Raw genomic sequence first — 16893 nt, forward strand, 5'->3', positions numbered from 1 at the left:
TGCGGCACTTCATAAGGGTTCGTCATTATTGATTAACTCCCGCATGAACCGTAAAACTCTCACTCACCTTTTTCAGTAAAGCGCGATTTTTTTCAAAGCGGGAATCCATAGTCCAGGCATAAATAAGGTAAAAATAGGTATCGTCTTCCAGGCCCGTTAAAAGATAGGTCACTTTTAGGCGATTTACTGAAGCAGCTATTACCTGCTGCCTTGCGGAAAGGCCTTTTATATTAAGCGATTGAACAGTACTAATTTCGCGAAAATTTTCTGCTGATGATTCCGTATTTTTTACCACCAGCTGCAAATAATCATCCAATGTTACTGATGATTCAAAATCCGTTTTGGATTCGCGAATAACAATGGCATAAACCTCATCATAGGTATTGGCAACACCGAGGATCGCCTCTTCATTTAATTTACGATTACCTTTCCAATCATTCGGCACCATCAAGGATATGGTTTTATCATCGCTGTACATGCGCGCATTCAATGACGTTTTATCGGCACTCTGCGACCGCGAAGACTCAACCGCGCCACTACCACCACGACACTCGGGCATGCGGTATTTATCGCTCAGTGAACCCTCAAGGCAGGTCCACACCACATCATCTCCTTTTATTTCTGGAGTCCAAATAATCGTGTTGGTGCCATTCTGAATTAAATGCGGGATGCGAAAACTGACAACCATTTTTGCATCCTCACTTAATTCAATAGAGGTAACAAATTCATTGCTGATCGTTTCTGGCAAACCCGCCAACACATTTTCACTCGGTAAAAAATTTTTTTGTTTAATGACAGCCGTGACTTTTTGTCGGGTTTCATTGATCAACGGTAATGCAGCCTGCACTTTGCTGCGCGTGGTGTAATCCTGATAGGCGGGTAAGGCGACTGCGGCGAGAATACCGACAATGGCTACCATCAAAATCGCGCCGATAACTAACGCCACTGCCATACCGGCACCGCGTGCGGGCACCTGCCCGTATTTTTGGTTCCAACGCTCATTGGGCGTAAACCAAAATACAAAAGCTTCAATCAGCGAAACAATGCTGGGAATCAATGTGCCCCAGAACAGCAGATAAAAAATTCCCCACCACTGCCCCAAATAAAAACGGTGCACACCTAAACCGCCGAGGAAAAATGCGAGCACACCCGCAGTCGCTTTTTCTTTGCGATGCAACTGGACCTGAGGAGCGCGGCAGTACGGGCACTGCGCCAAACCAGGTGCGATGCCCCGCCCACACTTATAGCAAAAATAATCCGTGGACTCGCTGTTGGTAGTGGGAGCACTGTAAGGCGATTGATAGTGAGCGTTGCCGTGTGGGATGTTATCTGCCGCAGGTGCCTGATCATCGACTGCAGGTATGAGCGCGGTAGGTTCAATAGGCGCAACACTCAGCGGTGCGCGCGCGGCTACCGGGCTCAATGCTTCACTCGGAAATAATTGTTCGCCGTGGTTTACCAATTCACATTGGCCACCGGCTTTTTTGATTGCGCTTTGGTATTTCGCGGCAGTTGCCGCATCGACATTGGCTTTGAGCAAACTACGCGGTCTGCGCAGCATTTTTTCAATGACCGGAACATCTTTTTTGAAGGTGGTGGCGAGATTGCGCACCAGAGTTGATCTATCTATACCCGGTTGCGGTTCACCGAGCAAATATACATCCAATCGAGTATCAGACATCCTTACGCATCCTTTTATAAAACCCATGCGCCGTTCACACAGCGCATGAGTTAATTATTGATGCGCCATATTAGCTTTTGTAAGGCATGCTTCCAAGATAATCCTTCTTGCCCACATCAACGCCGTTGTGACGCAGAATGGCGTAAGCAGTGGTGATATGAAAATAAATATTCGGGATTGCATGCTGAATCGCAAACTCGGTACCGGTGAGATATTTACCTTCCCAACGCGGCTGACTGATATGGCGTTCAGCAGCACCGGCAAAATCTTCCGGTTTAAAACCAGCGAGATAATCCAACACTGCCTGAATGCGCGCCTTCAATTCTGGCAGGGTGGTTTCGGTATCGGCATGAACGGGGGCAGATTCCACTTTACCGGTCAGGCGTGCAACACCTAACTTGGCGGTATCGCAGGCGATTTGGACCTGGCGAATCAGATTGAATTGGTCCGGCGCGAGGCGCGAATTCAACAACACCGATACATCAAATTTTTTCGCTTCGGCGTGGGCCGCACCCTTATCGAGAATCGCGTTGAGGTTATTGAGCGCTTTGCTGAATTGCACAACGGTAAGTTCGTAAAACATGGAATTCTCCTGTGAATACCTTGGGTAGACTGATCTGGATAATCAGTGTTCATTGCGTGAGCAGATCATTTGGGACTTGGGCGATTTGGGGCTGCGCCAGCGGCTATTCAATCCCGGTGGGGTAAATTAACCATATAAAAAAGGTAAATATGGACCCAATGATTACACTTTTTTGCCACCTGCCAATATAGTTAACCCTCATTCATCAAGGACTTAGCTGCTTATGCCACATGACATTAGCCTAATCACAACTATTGCGGCCGGCCTCGGCCTGGCGATGATCCTGGGTTTCGTCGCCGCGCGCCTGCGCTTACCACCGCTCATCGGCTACCTCGTGACCGGTATTATTATCGGCCCCTCAACTCCCGGTTTTGTCGCCGACATGGCACTCACTGCCCAGCTCGCGGAAATTGGCGTGATGCTGCTGATGTTTGGTGTTGGCCTGCATTTTTCTGTGGGCGACCTGATGGCTGTCAAACGTATCGCCGTACCGGGTGCGATGCTACAGATCACCATTGCCACTCTGCTCGGCGCCGGTGCAGGCTATTGCTGGGGCTGGGATCTGGCGCAATGCCTGGTGTTTGGTTTATCGCTTTCCTGTGCCAGTACGGTGGTGCTGCTCAAAGCGCTCGAAGCGCGCGGGCAAATTGAAACGCTTAATGGCCGTATCGCGGTAGGCTGGCTGGTGGTGGAAGATCTGGTGATGGTACTGGTGTTGGTACTCCTGCCAGTCGCTGCGGGCATCATGGGAACTATTCCCGCCGCCGATGGCCACGCCCCGGCCACCAATGACCAGCACATCGCCGTCACGCTGTTGATTACACTGGGTAAGGTTGCCGCGTTTGTAGCATTTATGCTGGTGGTCGGTAAACGCTTGTTGCCTAAATTGCTCTGGTGGGTGGCCGGTACCGGTTCGCGCGAGTTGTTCAGTTTGTGTGTTATCGCCACTGCTGTAGGGGTCGCCTATGGTTCGGCGCTGTTGTTCGATGTGTCCTTCGCACTGGGTGCTTTCTTTGCGGGCATGATGCTGCGCGAATCGGAATTCAGCCACCGCGCCGCCGATGATTCACTACCCCTACGCGATGCATTTGCCGTATTGTTTTTCGTGTCGGTCGGTATGCTGTTTGATCCAAACATTTTGCTCGACGAGCCGCTAAAAGTGCTCGCCGTCGTAGCCATTATTATGTTTGGGAAAACCATCGCCGCTGTAGCACTGGTACTGGTGTTCCGCTACCCGCTGAATACGGCGTTGATTGTCGGCGCGAGCTTGGCGCAGATAGGTGAGTTTTCGTTTATTTTGGCTGGATTGAGTATCAGTCTGGGGTTGATGGATATTCAAGCACAAAACCTGATCCTCGCCGGCGCTCTGGTGTCCATCGCACTCAACTCGCTCATGTTTACGCTGCTGGAACCGCTGCGTAAGTGGGCGCTTAAGCATTCAGCTTTTGCACGAAAACTGGAGGTACGCGATGACCCATTGGCAGTACTGCCGATGAGTACCGACGAGGCATATCTTTCGGGCCAGGTGGTGCTGGTGGGTTATGGCCGCGTGGGTCGCCGCATTGCCAAAATACTCGACGAGAAGCAAATACCTTATGTTGTGACTGAAGCTAATCGCGCAATTGTTGAAGAGTTGCGCGCGAAAAACATTCCAGCAGTGTGCGGCGATGCATCTGACGCGAATGTGCTCATCCAAGCGCATATCGCCAAGGCAGGCATATTGGTCGCAGCAACCTCGAACACCTTCCATGTGCGCCAAATGGTGGACATTGCGCGCAAGTTGAACCCCAAAATTGAAACTGTGATTCGCACCCACAATGAAGAAGAAGCCGAACTCTGGGTGAAAGAAAATATCGGACGGATATTTTTAAGCGAACAACAATTGGCCGGTGGTATGGCAGAACATGTGCTGCAACGGATGGGCAAAAGCTAACGCGCAATTACCGTTAGTGACTTGCAAAAAAACAAGCGCGTAAAAAAAGGGGCTGGTTATCCAGCCCTTTTTTTATGCATCTGAAACTGGTTGGGTTATTGTGCGTTGGCCGCATCAATAGCGTCATCCACTTCTGTGGGTGAAAGGATTTTCGGTCCGGCCGGTTGCGATTGCACAGGAGGCTTGGCAAACGTATCACCGCTTTTCATCAACTGGCTGCTATCAATTCCCGCACCGCTGCCCAACGCATCAGCAACTGCTTTTTTCAGCACAATGATCGCAATCCGACGGTTGATCGGCTCGCCTGGTTTATCCACCACCAAAGGTGCGGCTGAACCCATACCTTGCACTGTAGCAACCTTGCCTTCCGGATAGCTACCTTCCAACAACGCGCGGCGTGCGGCATTAGCACGGTCGGCGGATAATTCCCAGTTGGTATAGGTTGCACCTACGCCATAAGGGGTTGCATCGGTATGGCCAGTGACGCTGATTTTGTTTTGCACTTTATCCAAAATCGGTGCCAATGCATTCAGCACATTGGATGACCACTGTTGTAAGTTGGCACTGCCGACATCGAACATAGGGCGCTGGTCTTTATCGACAATCTGGATTCGCAAACCCAGCGCGGTAAAGTCGATCAGGATTTGGTCCTTGATTTGCTGGAAGACCGAATCAAGCGCATTGATTTCAGTTTCCAATTGTTTTTTCAACTCTTCCAGTTGTTGCGTTTCAATACGCTCCAACTCTTTTTGCAATTCTTCTTCCGTCAGATCTTTGGTAGCCTCCTGATCATTGGCAGTTTCATCATTGGGGTCATCTGATTCGGTTTGCTCCAAAGGTTTGTCTTGAGTGATTAGACCGAGATCAGCACCCCCCTCGCCCACCACATATTTACTGCCCGGATCTTTAAAATGCGCCGCAATCGCCTTCTGTTCTTCTGAAGACGTACTGCCTAACAGCCACATCAACAAAAAGAACGCCATTAGTGCAGTCATAAAATCAGCAAGCGCTACTTTCCAGGAGCCACCATGGTGGCCATGGCCATGCCCCTTCTTCTTTTTGATAATGATGGGTTGCTGATTCGCGCCCTTTTCCATAAACCTCTGCCCTTACTTCTTGCTGGCGCGATATTGTTCTTCCAACTCTTTAAAGCTGGGGCGAACGCTGTGGAACAGTACTTTGCGACCAAATTCCACAGCAACTTGCGGCGGCACACCATTCATAGAGGCAACCAGAACGGCTTTAACACATTCATAGGCACGCGATTCGTCGCGGTTCTTGCCGCCGAGGTAAGAGGCAAAGGGTGCAATAAACCCGTAGGCAAACAGAATCCCCAACAGGGTTCCCACCAAGGCCGCTGCCACCGCCGCCCCGATTTCACCAGGTGGCCCGCCAATCTTGCCCATGGTAATGATTACCCCCAGCACTGCGGCAACAATACCAAAGCCTGGCAAACCATCCGCCGCATTTTGTATGGCTCCGGGAATGACAGCGGCCTCTTGATGATGCCCATCCAATTCCTGCTCCATCAGCGACTCAAGCTCATGGGGTGCCATGTTGCCCGCCACCATAATGCGCAGGTAATCGCAGATAAATTCCACTATGTGGTGGTCTTTCAGAATTTCCGGGTAGTTGGCGAACAAGGGGCTGGTATCTGGCTCCTCAATATCGCCTTCAATTGCCATCAACCCCTCACGGCGGGTTTTATTGAGGATGTCGTACAGCAGGGTCAGAATTTCCAGATAAAAGGTTTTATTAAATTTGGATGGGGTCATGAGTGCCCCGGCCGATTTGATAACGCCCATTGTGACCGAGAGCGGGTTGCCGATCACCATCGCACCAAACGAGGCACCACAAATAATCAGTACCTCAATCGGCGACATCAACGCCATGGGGTTACCACCATGGATGGCAAAACCACCAATTACACAGCCCAGGACGATAATAATCCCTAGAATTATATTCACGCACTTACCCCCAACATAAAAACGGCCTCAAGGTAGCAACGGCCCCGGCACAGCAACAGCCCTGCATTAATACGGCAAAAAGACGGCGGCAAAAACGCTCACAAAACAAACACGACAAATACGACAATGCGGCCAGCACGGTTTGAGTATAGGCAGGTTGATTTGAGGTTCAAGCAACGCCGATGAATTAGCTGCAATTGACCTGCCACTGACGATCACCCACACTGCCGCACGCCACTTAATCGGCCACTAATCCAGAAGCTAAAGGTTAACTTATGAAAATTAATGAACTCTCGCCTGCCAACCAACAAGCATTGGAAGCTGCTGCGTTTCGCCGTTTGCTGGAGCATTTGGACAGCCGCAAGGATGTGCAAAATATTGACCTGATGAATCTCGCGGGTTTCTGCCGAAATTGCTTGAGCAAATGGTATGTAGCGGCGGCCAAGGCAGACAACATCGAACTGGATTATGAAGATGCGCGCACGCGTATTTACGGTATGCCTTACGCTGAATGGAAAGAAAAATACCAGACTGATGCTAACCCTGCGCAGTTACAACAATTTCAACAAACACAGCATGACAAATAACAAGCGACGAGAAAAATAAAACCATAGTTAAAATTTAACCTGCGTTTTATCTACTGAAGCCTCAATTTCAATTGCACCTTTGGCGAGCAAGAGATTGAGGTTTTTATCGACAGCAGGGTTCATATCCAGCACCACCCCCGGGTTACTGGCGATACCTACCCAGCAATCGCGTCCGGCATTTTTTGCGGCGTAGAGCGCGCGATCCGCCGTATCCACCACTTGTTCCCAGCTCAAGGTATTGGGCACTTGCGGATAAAATGGATAAACCGCATAACCGATCGAACAGGTTTTTTGCAGCTGCTGTCCATTGCCTAGATCAAAGGTGTAATGCGCGACCGCTTGGCGGATTCGCTCGGCCATTTCCGGTGCTTCTGCACGCGAACAAAAACGCGCGACAATTAAAAATTCTTCCCCCCCCCACCGCACAAGATAATCGGAATCGCGCAACACATCTTCCAACAGGCGGCTCAATTGTTCCAACACTTTATCACCCGCACTGTGGCCGTAACTGTCATTGACCCATTTGAAATAATCCACATCGAGTAACATAAAAATTAAATCGTGATCTTTGGGTAGTGGCCAATGGATTTCATCATCGCCATTGGTTTGATTCGCGAACAACCAATTTTGGTATTCGCGCTCCACCAGCGAAATATCAGAAGGCATGGATTTGCTCAGAAAGCGACGATTGTGCAACCCGGTAAGCGGGTCTGACAAACTTGCCTCTTCCAATTTCTGGTACGCGCTTTGTAGTTCTTGTTGCGCCTGTTTCAAGCCTTCATTTTTTGCGCGCAATTCTTCAGTGCGCTCAGCCACTTTGCGATCCAAATACTGGGTCGCACTGTACAACTGCAGATGCATGTCGACGCGCGCCAGTAATTCCTCTTTGGAGATCGGTTTAATTAAATAGTCATTCGCGCCCACCTCAAAACCCATCACCAAATCCTGGGTCTGGCTGCGGGCAGTGAGAAAAATAATTGGTAACTCATAGGTTCTATAAGACTCGCGCAAGCGTTTGCAGGTTTCATAGCCAGACATTTTCGGCATCATGATATCGAGCAGTACAAGATCAATATCGCCATGTTCTTCTACCAGTGCGATAGCCTCTTCACCACTGGCAGCTTCGGTAACACGGTAGTTGCGCAGCGCGAGATGGTTCACTAGCACCAAGCGATTTACCGAATCATCGTCCACCACCAGTATGTGTCCCTGGAATGTCTTGCCAATACGAGCCGCCCGGGATTCATTTAATTGCTGTGTGGGCGTTTCAACAAAATCAGCCGCCATTTCATGTGCAGTATCGTCAACTGCAGACTGTGCAGGAAGTTCCAGCGACAGAGGCAAACTAAAACAGAATACCGAACCCTGACCGGCATTGGATTGAACACTAATAGTTCCACCATGCAGCTCTACCAATTGTTTGGTGATGGATAATCCCAAACCTGTCCCACCGTAGACACGTTCTGCACGGCCATCTACCTGCTGAAAAGGTTGAAAAATAGTTGTTAAGTGTTCTGCGGCTATGCCTATTCCACTGTCAGCAATTTGCACCAAAATTTGATCATCTTTTTCGTTTACCTCGGCATAAATATTAATGCTGCCCTCATGAGTAAACTTCACTGCGTTGCCGATGAGGTTGTGCAAAATTTGCAGCAGCCGATCTTCATCGGCATAGGCAGCCGGTAAATTTTCCGGCACGTGATTGTGTAAGGTGAGCGGCTTATCACCTATCAATGGACGTGAGAGGGTAATAACAATATCGACCAGCACACGCAAGTCCACCGCTTTTTTGTGCAATACCACACCCTGATTTTTTAATTTGGCGAAATCAAGAATATCGTCCACGAGCGCTGCAAGCCGTTTTCCGCTAGCCGCAATCAAGCGCAAACTGTAGCGCGTATGTGCAGGTAAAGGGCCATTTAATCCATCCAGCAACGACTCCGCCAATCCAATAATGCCGTTGAGTGGTGTGCGCAATTCGTGCGAGGTATTGGCGAGAAATTCATCTTTTAATTTATCAACCTGCTGCAGGCGACGCACCAGTGATCGCTCTTGTTCAACTTGTTGTTGTTCATAGCGCAATTTTAATTGTTGGATACGCACAAACCAGTAAAACAGCAAACAAGTTATCAGCAAGTAGCCCAGATATGCCCACCAGGTTAACCAAAACGGCGGCGCAATATGGATCGCGAGGCGCGCTTGTTTATCGCTCCACACTCCATCGTTGTTACTCGCCTTAACTTCAAATACGTAATAGCCCGGGTCAAGGTTGGTGTAAGTAGCCGTACGTTTTGTCCCAGCAAAAATCCAATCGCCATCAAAACCTAACAGGCGGTAGGCGTATTGGTTTTCTTCAGTCATTTGGAAATTGAGTGCAGAAAACTCCAGCGTAACCACTGCGTCTTCATGCGAAAGCCTGATTTCATCGATATGGTTAATCGACGCAGTGAGGGGCGAACCCTTTGCGTTTACCATGACCGGTTTATTGAGAATGAGTAAGTTGGTAAATACGATGGGCGGCGAATAATTATTGGTAGAAATTGCGGCAGGGTCAAACACGACAAAGCCTTTACTGTTACCAAAAAACAATTCGCCTGAATTCATTACCACGGGTGAATTGCGGTTAAACAAATTGTCGTTTAAGCCGTGGCGCTTATCAAAATTGCGGAATTGTTTTTTATCAACATCAAAGCGGGCAATACCTTTTTGGGTCCCTAACCACAAGTAACCTTGCGGGTCTTCCACAAGGCCGGCGACCACATCATCGGCAAGGCCATCGCGGCTGGTGTAGGCGGTGAATTTACCTGTGGTGCGATCAAACAAATTGATCCCGCCGCCGTCGGTGCCCACCCAGAAATTACCGCGGCTATCTTCATACATAGCAAAAACAAAATCCGCGCTCAAACTGGTTGGATCATTATCTATATGGCGGTAGCGCGTGAAAGTTTCGGTAGCAGGATCAAATAAAAATAGACCCCGAATACCGCCAACCCAAATACGTCCCTGCCGGTCTTGATAAACCACCCGGGCATAAAGTGCTTTGTCACCGTCGAGGTGCTCAGGTGGAGGTACAAAATAGCGGAAAGAATCAGTAGTGGGATCGTAGCGATTCAATCCCTCCTCGGTCGCAACCCAGATATGCCCCTGCTGATCGCGAATGACCGACCAGCCCTCGCGGCCGCGAATCGCGTTGGCGCTGTCAGGATTAGGCATGTAACGGGTAAATTTCCCGGTGCTTATATCTAACCGATTAAGCCCACCCGAATAGATTCCCAACCATAATTCCCTGTCGGCTCCCAAAACCATCGACAACACAGTGTTGCCACCAATACCCGTCAAATTTTCAGGATCGTAAACATAGCGTGTGAACTGTTGAGTGCTGGGATCAAAATAATTCAGGCCGTAGCCGGAGCCAATCCACAAATTTCCTTGCGCGTCTTTTAAGCCCGAAAGTACACCGCCGCCAGTTACCGTATTAGGGTCATTGGGGCTGTGGCTGTAGTTGTGGAAAATCGAGGCCTGGCGATCAATCACATCGACACCCGAGGGAAAATAACCGAGCCAAATATCGCCTGCTGCATCCTCAAAGAGTGTGTTCACCACGTAGTTGCCAGGCGATGCCTGATTGGTTTCGTCATAGGTAAAACGGGCAAAGGTTTGTGCGCCGGGTGCGCGGACATAAACGGCACTGCCATCGCCCACCCATAGATTTTTTTGGCGATCTTCCAGCACCGCCATGACCATTGCACTTTTTTCCTGGGTGTCGTGTTCAAGTGCAACAAAGTGCTCGCGCTTGTCATCCAGCATAAACAGGCCCGCACCATAACTGCCCGCCCACAGGTTATTGGCAGAATCGACATAGAGCTCGCGAATATCCGCAGAAGTCAGCCCTTGCGCTTGCGCGTAGCGGCGCACTTCTCCCGTAGCCGGATTAAAGCGAGAGATACCGCGATCCTGATGGCCGACCCATAAATTACCTTGCTGGTCTTTAACGACCGCCCAAAGCAAACCCTCGCCAGCCGTAGAAGCCTTATCTTCCAGGGTGTGAAGCTGGAATTGGTTGTTGCTGGGTGTATAGCTGTAAAGACCACCGCGGCTGGCCAACCAAAAGCGGCCATCATCGGTTTCTTCAATTGACATAATGTCATCAGCACTGAGCAATTCGGGGGTACTGGCGACGCTGTAGCGGGTGAAACGATTTAGCTGCGCATCGTAACGATTGATGCCTTTACGGGTTGCAATCCATAGATTGCCATCGCGGTCGAGATGAATATCGTTGATGTAGTTGTTGCTTAAACTGTGTTCATCGATATCGTCGCGGCGGTAAATAACCAGATTGTAACCGTCGTAACGCGCAAGGCCGTTGGCGCCACCGAACCACATAAAACCCTCTGAATCCTGCGCAACGGTGCTGATGTAGCCTATAGCGGCAACTTGATCCGGCAATATATGGCTGAAGGAGTAGTGTAGCGGCGGGCTATCCAGTGGACGAGGTGCGGTCTGGGCGAGTGTAAAAAGTGGCACAAATAAACAGCTGACTATCAATAATTTAAGCAGTGGGGCAAGCGCCATCGTCAGCTCCAGCGGGATACTGATATAGGGTGGACAAACCAAAACCAGCTTAATTTATCTGGCGAACTCCAATTTTAGCAGCTATCCGGAAGGAGCGAAGGGAACGAAGTAACAGTTAAACCGCTCAGGCAGATTGAGGCAACCGGCCTGAGCGCATGCCCACCCCTATTTCAACTGATAGGCAGTGACCGAATTTTTAAAAAAGTTGGGTACAAAAACCCGTTTGGTGTTTGGGTCAAAGCCAATATCGGCCGTATTGATTTTTTCGGATTGGGAATCGATCAACAACTCAATCTTGCCATCGCTGTAAACGTAGTACACCAACCCTGCCCAGCAGGAGACGATAAATTCACCGCGTTCGGTCATCTCTATACCATCGATCCCCTGGGCAAAACCCTTTGCCAGAGTCAGCGGCTTTTTATCCGGTCCCAGCAATAATAATTCCGGGCCAGCACCAACAATCAAACTAGAACCAAACACTTTCAACCCATTCGCGCTGGTCATATTTTCCAGATACAGGCTTGGCTCGTCGTTTTCAATGCGATGGACTTTATTAGTGCGGGTATCAGATACAAACACCACACCACTGGAATTCGCGGTGACATCATTTAAAAAAACTGACCCGGCGATGGGAATCTTTTTAACCAGCGCCTGTTTTTTAATATCGATCACCACCACGTCGGTAAGGTCGGCCACATACAACCGGTTCTGGTAGATCGCCATCCCTTTTGGAGCATTAAGGCCTGAGAACCACTCCTTATCAATGACCTCCCCTTCAGTAGACAATTTGGCAATTCCGCCCTTGCCATCAACGGCATCACCCTGACCGTCGATCAGGGAAACAAACAAATAAGGTTCATCATTCCCCAATACATAAAGCACTGATTCAGGGGTGGGTAAGTTGGGAGTCAGCCACGCCTGCTCCAATTTGTGCTGCGCCAGTGCGGGTAGTGCAAGGGGTATTAACAAGAGCAAGAGACTGGGGAATGCAAAGAGTCTGTTCATAGCGATACCTCATTATTTTATTGTTGTGATCTATTTTTAATTGCCGACGGGAATCCCTGCACCAGCTTGACCCATCCTTAACTCTAGACCATGTTGCCATTGGGGATTTCCCCGCCGCAAAACTCTTTACAAAACCTTGCGCCACCGTTACGGCTCTTTACGCCAGCGGAAACAAATAAAATGCGGCGGCAGCGAAATCATTGCGCTTGGATGGCCTAAGCTCTACCCTAGCAACCAGCCCTGTAAGGGTCAGCCTGATAATCAATTGCCTGATAAGCCTAAAAACCTATGAAAACCAGTGTCGATAAACACGCACCCAAATCCAAAGCCACCATTAAAGATGTAGCCAAGTTGGCCGGAGTCTCCTTTAAGACCGTATCGCGTGTGATCAATAAAGAAGGAACTGTCGGCCAGGAGCTGCAAGACAAGGTAATGCAGGCAGTCAAGGCGCTGAATTACCAACCCAACTTATCGGCGCGCTTACTGCGCGGCGCGGCCTCGTCGATTGGTTTTATTTACGACAACCCCAACAGCAACTATGTGATCGATATGCAGAAGGGGATTCTGGGGGAATGCCGTCGCCAGGGCTATGAGTTGGTTATCCACCCCTGCAACTCCAAGGCCGATGACATTATTGATGAAGTGCTCAACATGGTGGATCGCAGCCAGGTGGGCGGGCTGGTGTTGACACCGCCGATGTCGGAAATGCCGGAAGTATTATCGGCGCTGGGCAAACGCAAAATACCGTTTGTACGCATCCTGTCTGGCTCACAGGCGCCAGATAAAAAAGGCCCCTGCATTTTTATCGATGACCGCACCGCCGCGTACAAAATTACCCAATACCTGATCGACCTCGGCCACAAAGCCATCGCCTTCTTAGGAGGTGAAGAAGCGCATAAATCCAGCGGCGAACGTTTGGAAGGTTACAAGGCTGCACTCAAAGCCAATAAAATTACGCTCGATAAAAAATTAATCCTGCCCGGCGAATACTCGTTTGAATCCGGGGTAAAACGCACCCGCCAATTGCTCTCGTCCAATTTAAAACCAACCGCTGTATTCGCCTGTAACGACGAAATCGCGGCCGGTACTTTGTTTGCGGCGCGCATCCAAGGTGTGGATGTGCCGCAGCAATTATCCATTGTCGGCTTTGAAGATAGCCCCTTCTCCCGCCAAGCCTGGCCAAATTTAACCACCGCGCAACAACCCAACACCACCATCGCAGAGCGCGCCACCGGATTGTTGATTGATACCATTCGCGCGCATCGCGATGTAGAGAGCGAAGGTTTTTATCCGCAATTAATTGTGCGCGATTCCACTTGCCCTGCTCCATCAAAACGTTGACGACAATAGCAACTCAGCTTTATAAAAAAGGCCGACTTGCAATCAAGTCGGCCTTTTTGTTTTTTAACGGTGGCAATAAAAATTACGCGCGACCTAGCCGCTCCAATAATTTTTGATTTTCGATTTCAATGTGTTTGTATAACTCAACATCCGATAACAATGACGCAGCGGCCTCGTCAATTACCAACACCACCTGCTCATGCAATTGCAGCGCCGATGCCGGACATGCTGCTGTGAGCGGTCCTTCTACCGTTGCTTTAATCGCTTCAGCTTTGTTTTCACCCGTTGCTAGCAGCACTACTTTTTTCGATTCGAGAATAGTACCTATACCCATGGTGATGGATAAATGCGGCTGGTATTCATCGGGGCCAAAAAAACGCGCGTTATCATCAATGGTGGCACGGGTAAGGGTTTTGATGCGCGTGCGCGACATCAAGGAAGAAGACGGCTCGTTAAAACCTATATGGCCATTGCGACCGATACCCAGCAATTGAATATCAATGCCGCCTTTTTGTTTGATTGCAGTTTCATAAAGTGCGCAGGCAGTAAATGGATCTTCTGCATCACCCGGCGGAACAAAGGTAGAGGCTTTATCGATATCAATATGATCGAACAATTGTTGATTCATAAAGTAGCGATAACTTTGCGGATGAGTTGGGTTCAAGCCCAAATATTCATCCAGGTTAAAACTGCTCACTTTTTTAAATGAAACCTGCCCACTTTTGTAAGCGTCAATTAATTCTTTGTAAAGCGCCACGGGCGTTGAGCCAGTTGCCAAACCTAATACCGAATCAGGTTTACGGCTGATTTGTTTAATAAAAATGTTCGCGCCGTATTTAGCAACTGCAGCAGCATCTTTCAAAATAACAACTTTCATTGAACACTCCAGTGAGTGGTATTGACCGAAAAAATTAACAATTTAAAACTAACTATGCCGCAAAAAATCACCGGCAACCCAAGTGTGGGTTACGCGATAATCATCCGTAAAATGCACTAAATCCGCACGGAAACCGGATTGAATTCGACCAAGATAATTATCCACCTTCATGAATTCTGCAGGGTATAGCGCCGCCATACGCAAGCTCTCACTCAATTCCATGCCAACCCATTCGGTATTCAAGCGCACAGCATCAATCATGCCGATTGCACTGCCTGCTAACCGCCCTTCTGCATTGACCAAACAGCCATCTTTTTCATAAATAGTTTCGCCGTAAATCTGGAAAGATTTTTCGGGCGAGCCGACAGTCGACATAGCATCCGTCACTAAGTACATTTTGCCTTTGGGTTTTGCGGCGCAAGCAATACGTGCAGAAGCGGCATGCACGTGGTAGGTATCGATAATAATTCCGCACCAACTGTTTGCATCTTCCAGTGCAGCACCCACAACGCCAGGTTCACGGCCAGTAGTTGGGCGCATCGCATTGTATAAATGGGTAAATCCGGATAGGCCTTCTTTAAGCGCGCTAACTACCGATTCATAATGCGCATCGGTATGACCAGCACAGACGACGACACCTGCAGAGGTTAATTGTTTAATTTGACCGGGCGCCGCATGTTCGGGCGCAAGCGTGAGCATTACTTTAAAATCGTGCTGGCCTTTTACCGAGGCAACTAACCAATCGATATCAGCCTGTTCCATTTCGCGAATGTAGCGTTCGTTGTGCGCACCGCGTCGCGCCATATCAAAAAACGGACCTTCAACGTGAACTCCGAGCACACCTTTCATTCCGGCGGCAACAGCATCAGCAACGGCTTTAACACCGGCCTGATGCACTTCACGGGTATCGCTAATCAAAGTAGGTAATAACGAGGTGGTGCCTGTAGGGCGATGACCATTCAACATGGTCGCGATTGCGCTGACGTTGGTATCGTTAGTAAAAAACGCACCGCCACCGCCATTGACTTGTAAATCGATAAAGCCCGGCGCAATCACACCGCCGTCCAATAAAATTTGCGGAATAGATTCATCCAGTTCAGCGACGGGAACCAGCGCTGCAATCTGTTCGCCTGCGACCACTACCGCATAATTTTCCAGGAAGTCTTCACCGGTAAAAATGCGCGCGCCCACTAACGCCTGTTTCATAACAACACCTGTCAAAAATCGCTCGCCGCACTGACAGCGACAAACGTTACAAACTGATAATAATATTGCGTTTGTGCAATACCCAGGCAACAAGCCACAAAATCGCCACTTGCAACATTGCAAACACTAGCGATGCAAAATACGGGTCAGTCACACTGCGGAAGGCCGCATAAAGTGCGGTGTAGAGTGATTCATTGCCAATCGGTATTAAATACATAGTAGTTGCCAACACACCCGACAACACATAAATAAAGAGCGGATTCTTTCCGATAATTTCAAAGAAGTGATACACAGGTTTGATCGCATTAGCTGCCGCCGACTGCTCAAGCTTCACTAATAAGATCATCAGCAAAATCGCCACACCACAGGTCAGTAATACAAAGGGGCTGGTCCACAGGGATTTATTGATCGGGAAAACGGTATTCCACAACAATGCCAAACCAATCAGGGCCAATGCCGATACAAACAATTTACTCAACGCTTTTTCTTTGTCTTCACTCGCGAGCAAAACGCGCGCTGCTTCAAAACCAATAATCACATTCACTATCGATGGAAAGGTGCTCAGGATACCTTCGGGATCAAAAGGCATCCCTTTGCCCTGCCATAAATGGCTGGCACCCAGCACACTCAAATCGAACTGGCGCACGATACTGTGCTCAAGGCTGTATGGATCAGCGGATAGATTTAACAAGCCCCAATAACCGACTAATAAAATAGCGCTAATCACGACACGGCCAGTAAATCCAAAATACAAAATAATAAAAGAGGCAAATGCATAAGCGATGGCAATACGTTGCAACACGCCCATCACTCGCCACTGCGCAAGGCTTTCCGTAAAGGGATAGGCGGCGAGCAATACGCCAATTAAAAACATAAGTGCAGCGCGGCGCAGGATTTTTTTGGATTGTTCGGCAAAGGTCAGTTGGCTCAGACCGCGCACTGAAAAGTACATGGCCGAACCAACAATGAACATAAAGAAAGGAAATACAAAATCGGTGGGCGTCGCACCATGCCAACTTGCATGCAGCAAGGGCGCGTAAACAAACTCCCAGGAACCGGGAGTGTTTACCAGAATCATCAACGCGAGGGTCAAACCACGCATTACATCCAACGCTAGAAAACGCTGCTTGACCATCGGATA

General features: G+C 49.1%; 12 protein-coding genes. 3 read left to right on the forward strand and 9 right to left on the reverse strand.

The window, feature by feature from the left end; genetic code table 11:
- Window positions 1-25: 25 nt before the first annotated feature.
- Both J2X05_RS17865 and J2X05_RS17870 read right to left on the reverse strand, forming a co-directional pair.
- Window positions 26-1681, reverse strand: a complete 1656-nt coding sequence (locus J2X05_RS17865) for an NINE protein (RefSeq protein WP_310075081.1) — start codon at window positions 1679-1681, stop codon at window positions 26-28.
- Window positions 1682-1751: 70 nt separating this feature from the next.
- Window positions 1752-2264, reverse strand: coding sequence for a DUF1993 domain-containing protein (locus J2X05_RS17870; RefSeq protein ID WP_310075083.1), 513 nt, complete (start codon window positions 2262-2264; stop codon window positions 1752-1754).
- A gap of 223 nt (window positions 2265-2487) precedes the next feature.
- Between J2X05_RS17870 and J2X05_RS17875 the strand changes: the two genes are divergently transcribed.
- Window positions 2488-4197: a cation:proton antiporter domain-containing protein gene (locus tag J2X05_RS17875; RefSeq protein ID WP_310075085.1), complete on the forward strand. Its 1710-nt coding sequence runs from the start codon at window positions 2488-2490 to the stop codon at window positions 4195-4197.
- Window positions 4198-4292: 95 nt separating this feature from the next.
- Here the strand turns inward: J2X05_RS17875 and motB are convergent, their stop codons facing one another.
- Entirely contained in the window at window positions 4293-5294 is a 1002-nt protein-coding gene (gene motB, locus J2X05_RS17880; RefSeq protein ID WP_310075087.1) for a flagellar motor protein MotB, read from the reverse strand.
- A 12-nt stretch (window positions 5295-5306) separates the two neighbouring features.
- Complete coding sequence (gene motA / locus J2X05_RS17885) at window positions 5307-6164, reverse strand: flagellar motor stator protein MotA (protein WP_310075089.1); 858 nt, start codon at window positions 6162-6164, stop codon at window positions 5307-5309.
- A gap of 275 nt (window positions 6165-6439) precedes the next feature.
- Between motA and J2X05_RS17890 the strand changes: the two genes are divergently transcribed.
- Window positions 6440-6751 carry a DUF1244 domain-containing protein gene (locus J2X05_RS17890; RefSeq protein ID WP_310075091.1) on the forward strand — a complete coding sequence of 104 codons (312 nt, stop codon included), beginning with the start codon at window positions 6440-6442 and terminating at the stop codon, window positions 6749-6751.
- Window positions 6752-6778: 27 nt separating this feature from the next.
- On the opposite strand, the gene J2X05_RS17895 is transcribed toward J2X05_RS17890, so the two are convergent.
- Entirely contained in the window at window positions 6779-11323 is a 4545-nt protein-coding gene (locus tag J2X05_RS17895) for a two-component regulator propeller domain-containing protein (protein WP_310075093.1), read from the reverse strand.
- A gap of 165 nt (window positions 11324-11488) precedes the next feature.
- A complete protein-coding gene (locus tag J2X05_RS17900; RefSeq protein WP_310075094.1) occupies window positions 11489-12328 on the reverse strand; it encodes an SMP-30/gluconolactonase/LRE family protein in 840 nt (279 codons plus the stop codon).
- 288 nt (window positions 12329-12616) lie between these two features.
- On the opposite strand from J2X05_RS17900, the gene J2X05_RS17905 reads away from it, so the two are divergent.
- Window positions 12617-13669, forward strand: a complete 1053-nt coding sequence (locus J2X05_RS17905; RefSeq protein WP_310075095.1) for a LacI family DNA-binding transcriptional regulator — start codon at window positions 12617-12619, stop codon at window positions 13667-13669.
- Window positions 13670-13751: 82 nt separating this feature from the next.
- Here the strand turns inward: J2X05_RS17905 and nagB are convergent, their stop codons facing one another.
- Genes nagB through J2X05_RS17920 form a run of 3 tightly spaced genes read right to left on the reverse strand, consistent with a single transcriptional unit; the run spans window position 13752 to window position 16887 of the window.
- Entirely contained in the window at window positions 13752-14546 is a 795-nt protein-coding gene (gene nagB / locus J2X05_RS17910; protein ID WP_310075098.1) for a glucosamine-6-phosphate deaminase, read from the reverse strand.
- A 48-nt stretch (window positions 14547-14594) separates the two neighbouring features.
- Entirely contained in the window at window positions 14595-15752 is a 1158-nt protein-coding gene (gene nagA / locus J2X05_RS17915) for an N-acetylglucosamine-6-phosphate deacetylase (RefSeq protein WP_310075099.1), read from the reverse strand.
- Between the two features lie 46 nt (window positions 15753-15798).
- Complete coding sequence (locus J2X05_RS17920) at window positions 15799-16887, reverse strand: acyltransferase family protein (protein ID WP_310075101.1); 1089 nt, start codon at window positions 16885-16887, stop codon at window positions 15799-15801.
- Window positions 16888-16893 lie beyond the last annotated feature (6 nt).

This window comes from Cellvibrio fibrivorans (assembly GCF_031457055.1).
GTDB classification, from domain to species: Bacteria; Pseudomonadota; Gammaproteobacteria; order Pseudomonadales; family Cellvibrionaceae; genus Cellvibrio; species Cellvibrio fibrivorans.

Excerpts from the sequence above, each read along its gene's own strand:
- J2X05_RS17865 (WP_310075081.1), bottom strand. The coding sequence starts at position 1,681 with ATGTCTGATACTCGATTGGATGTATATTTGCTCGGTGAACCGCAACCG.
- J2X05_RS17870 (WP_310075083.1), bottom strand. The coding sequence starts at position 2,264 with ATGTTTTACGAACTTACCGTTGTGCAATTCAGCAAAGCGCTCAATAAC.
- J2X05_RS17875 (WP_310075085.1), top strand. The coding sequence starts at position 2,488 with ATGCCACATGACATTAGCCTAATCACAACTATTGCGGCCGGCCTCGGC.
- motB (WP_310075087.1), bottom strand. The coding sequence starts at position 5,294 with ATGGAAAAGGGCGCGAATCAGCAACCCATCATTATCAAAAAGAAGAAG.
- J2X05_RS17890 (WP_310075091.1), top strand. The coding sequence starts at position 6,440 with ATGAAAATTAATGAACTCTCGCCTGCCAACCAACAAGCATTGGAAGCT.
- J2X05_RS17895 (WP_310075093.1), bottom strand. The coding sequence starts at position 11,323 with ATGGCGCTTGCCCCACTGCTTAAATTATTGATAGTCAGCTGTTTATTT.
- J2X05_RS17900 (WP_310075094.1), bottom strand. The coding sequence starts at position 12,328 with ATGAACAGACTCTTTGCATTCCCCAGTCTCTTGCTCTTGTTAATACCC.
- J2X05_RS17905 (WP_310075095.1), top strand. The coding sequence starts at position 12,617 with ATGAAAACCAGTGTCGATAAACACGCACCCAAATCCAAAGCCACCATT.
- nagB (WP_310075098.1), bottom strand. The coding sequence starts at position 14,546 with ATGAAAGTTGTTATTTTGAAAGATGCTGCTGCAGTTGCTAAATACGGC.
- nagA (WP_310075099.1), bottom strand. The coding sequence starts at position 15,752 with ATGAAACAGGCGTTAGTGGGCGCGCGCATTTTTACCGGTGAAGACTTC.
- J2X05_RS17920 (WP_310075101.1), bottom strand. The coding sequence starts at position 16,887 with ATGGTCAAGCAGCGTTTTCTAGCGTTGGATGTAATGCGTGGTTTGACC.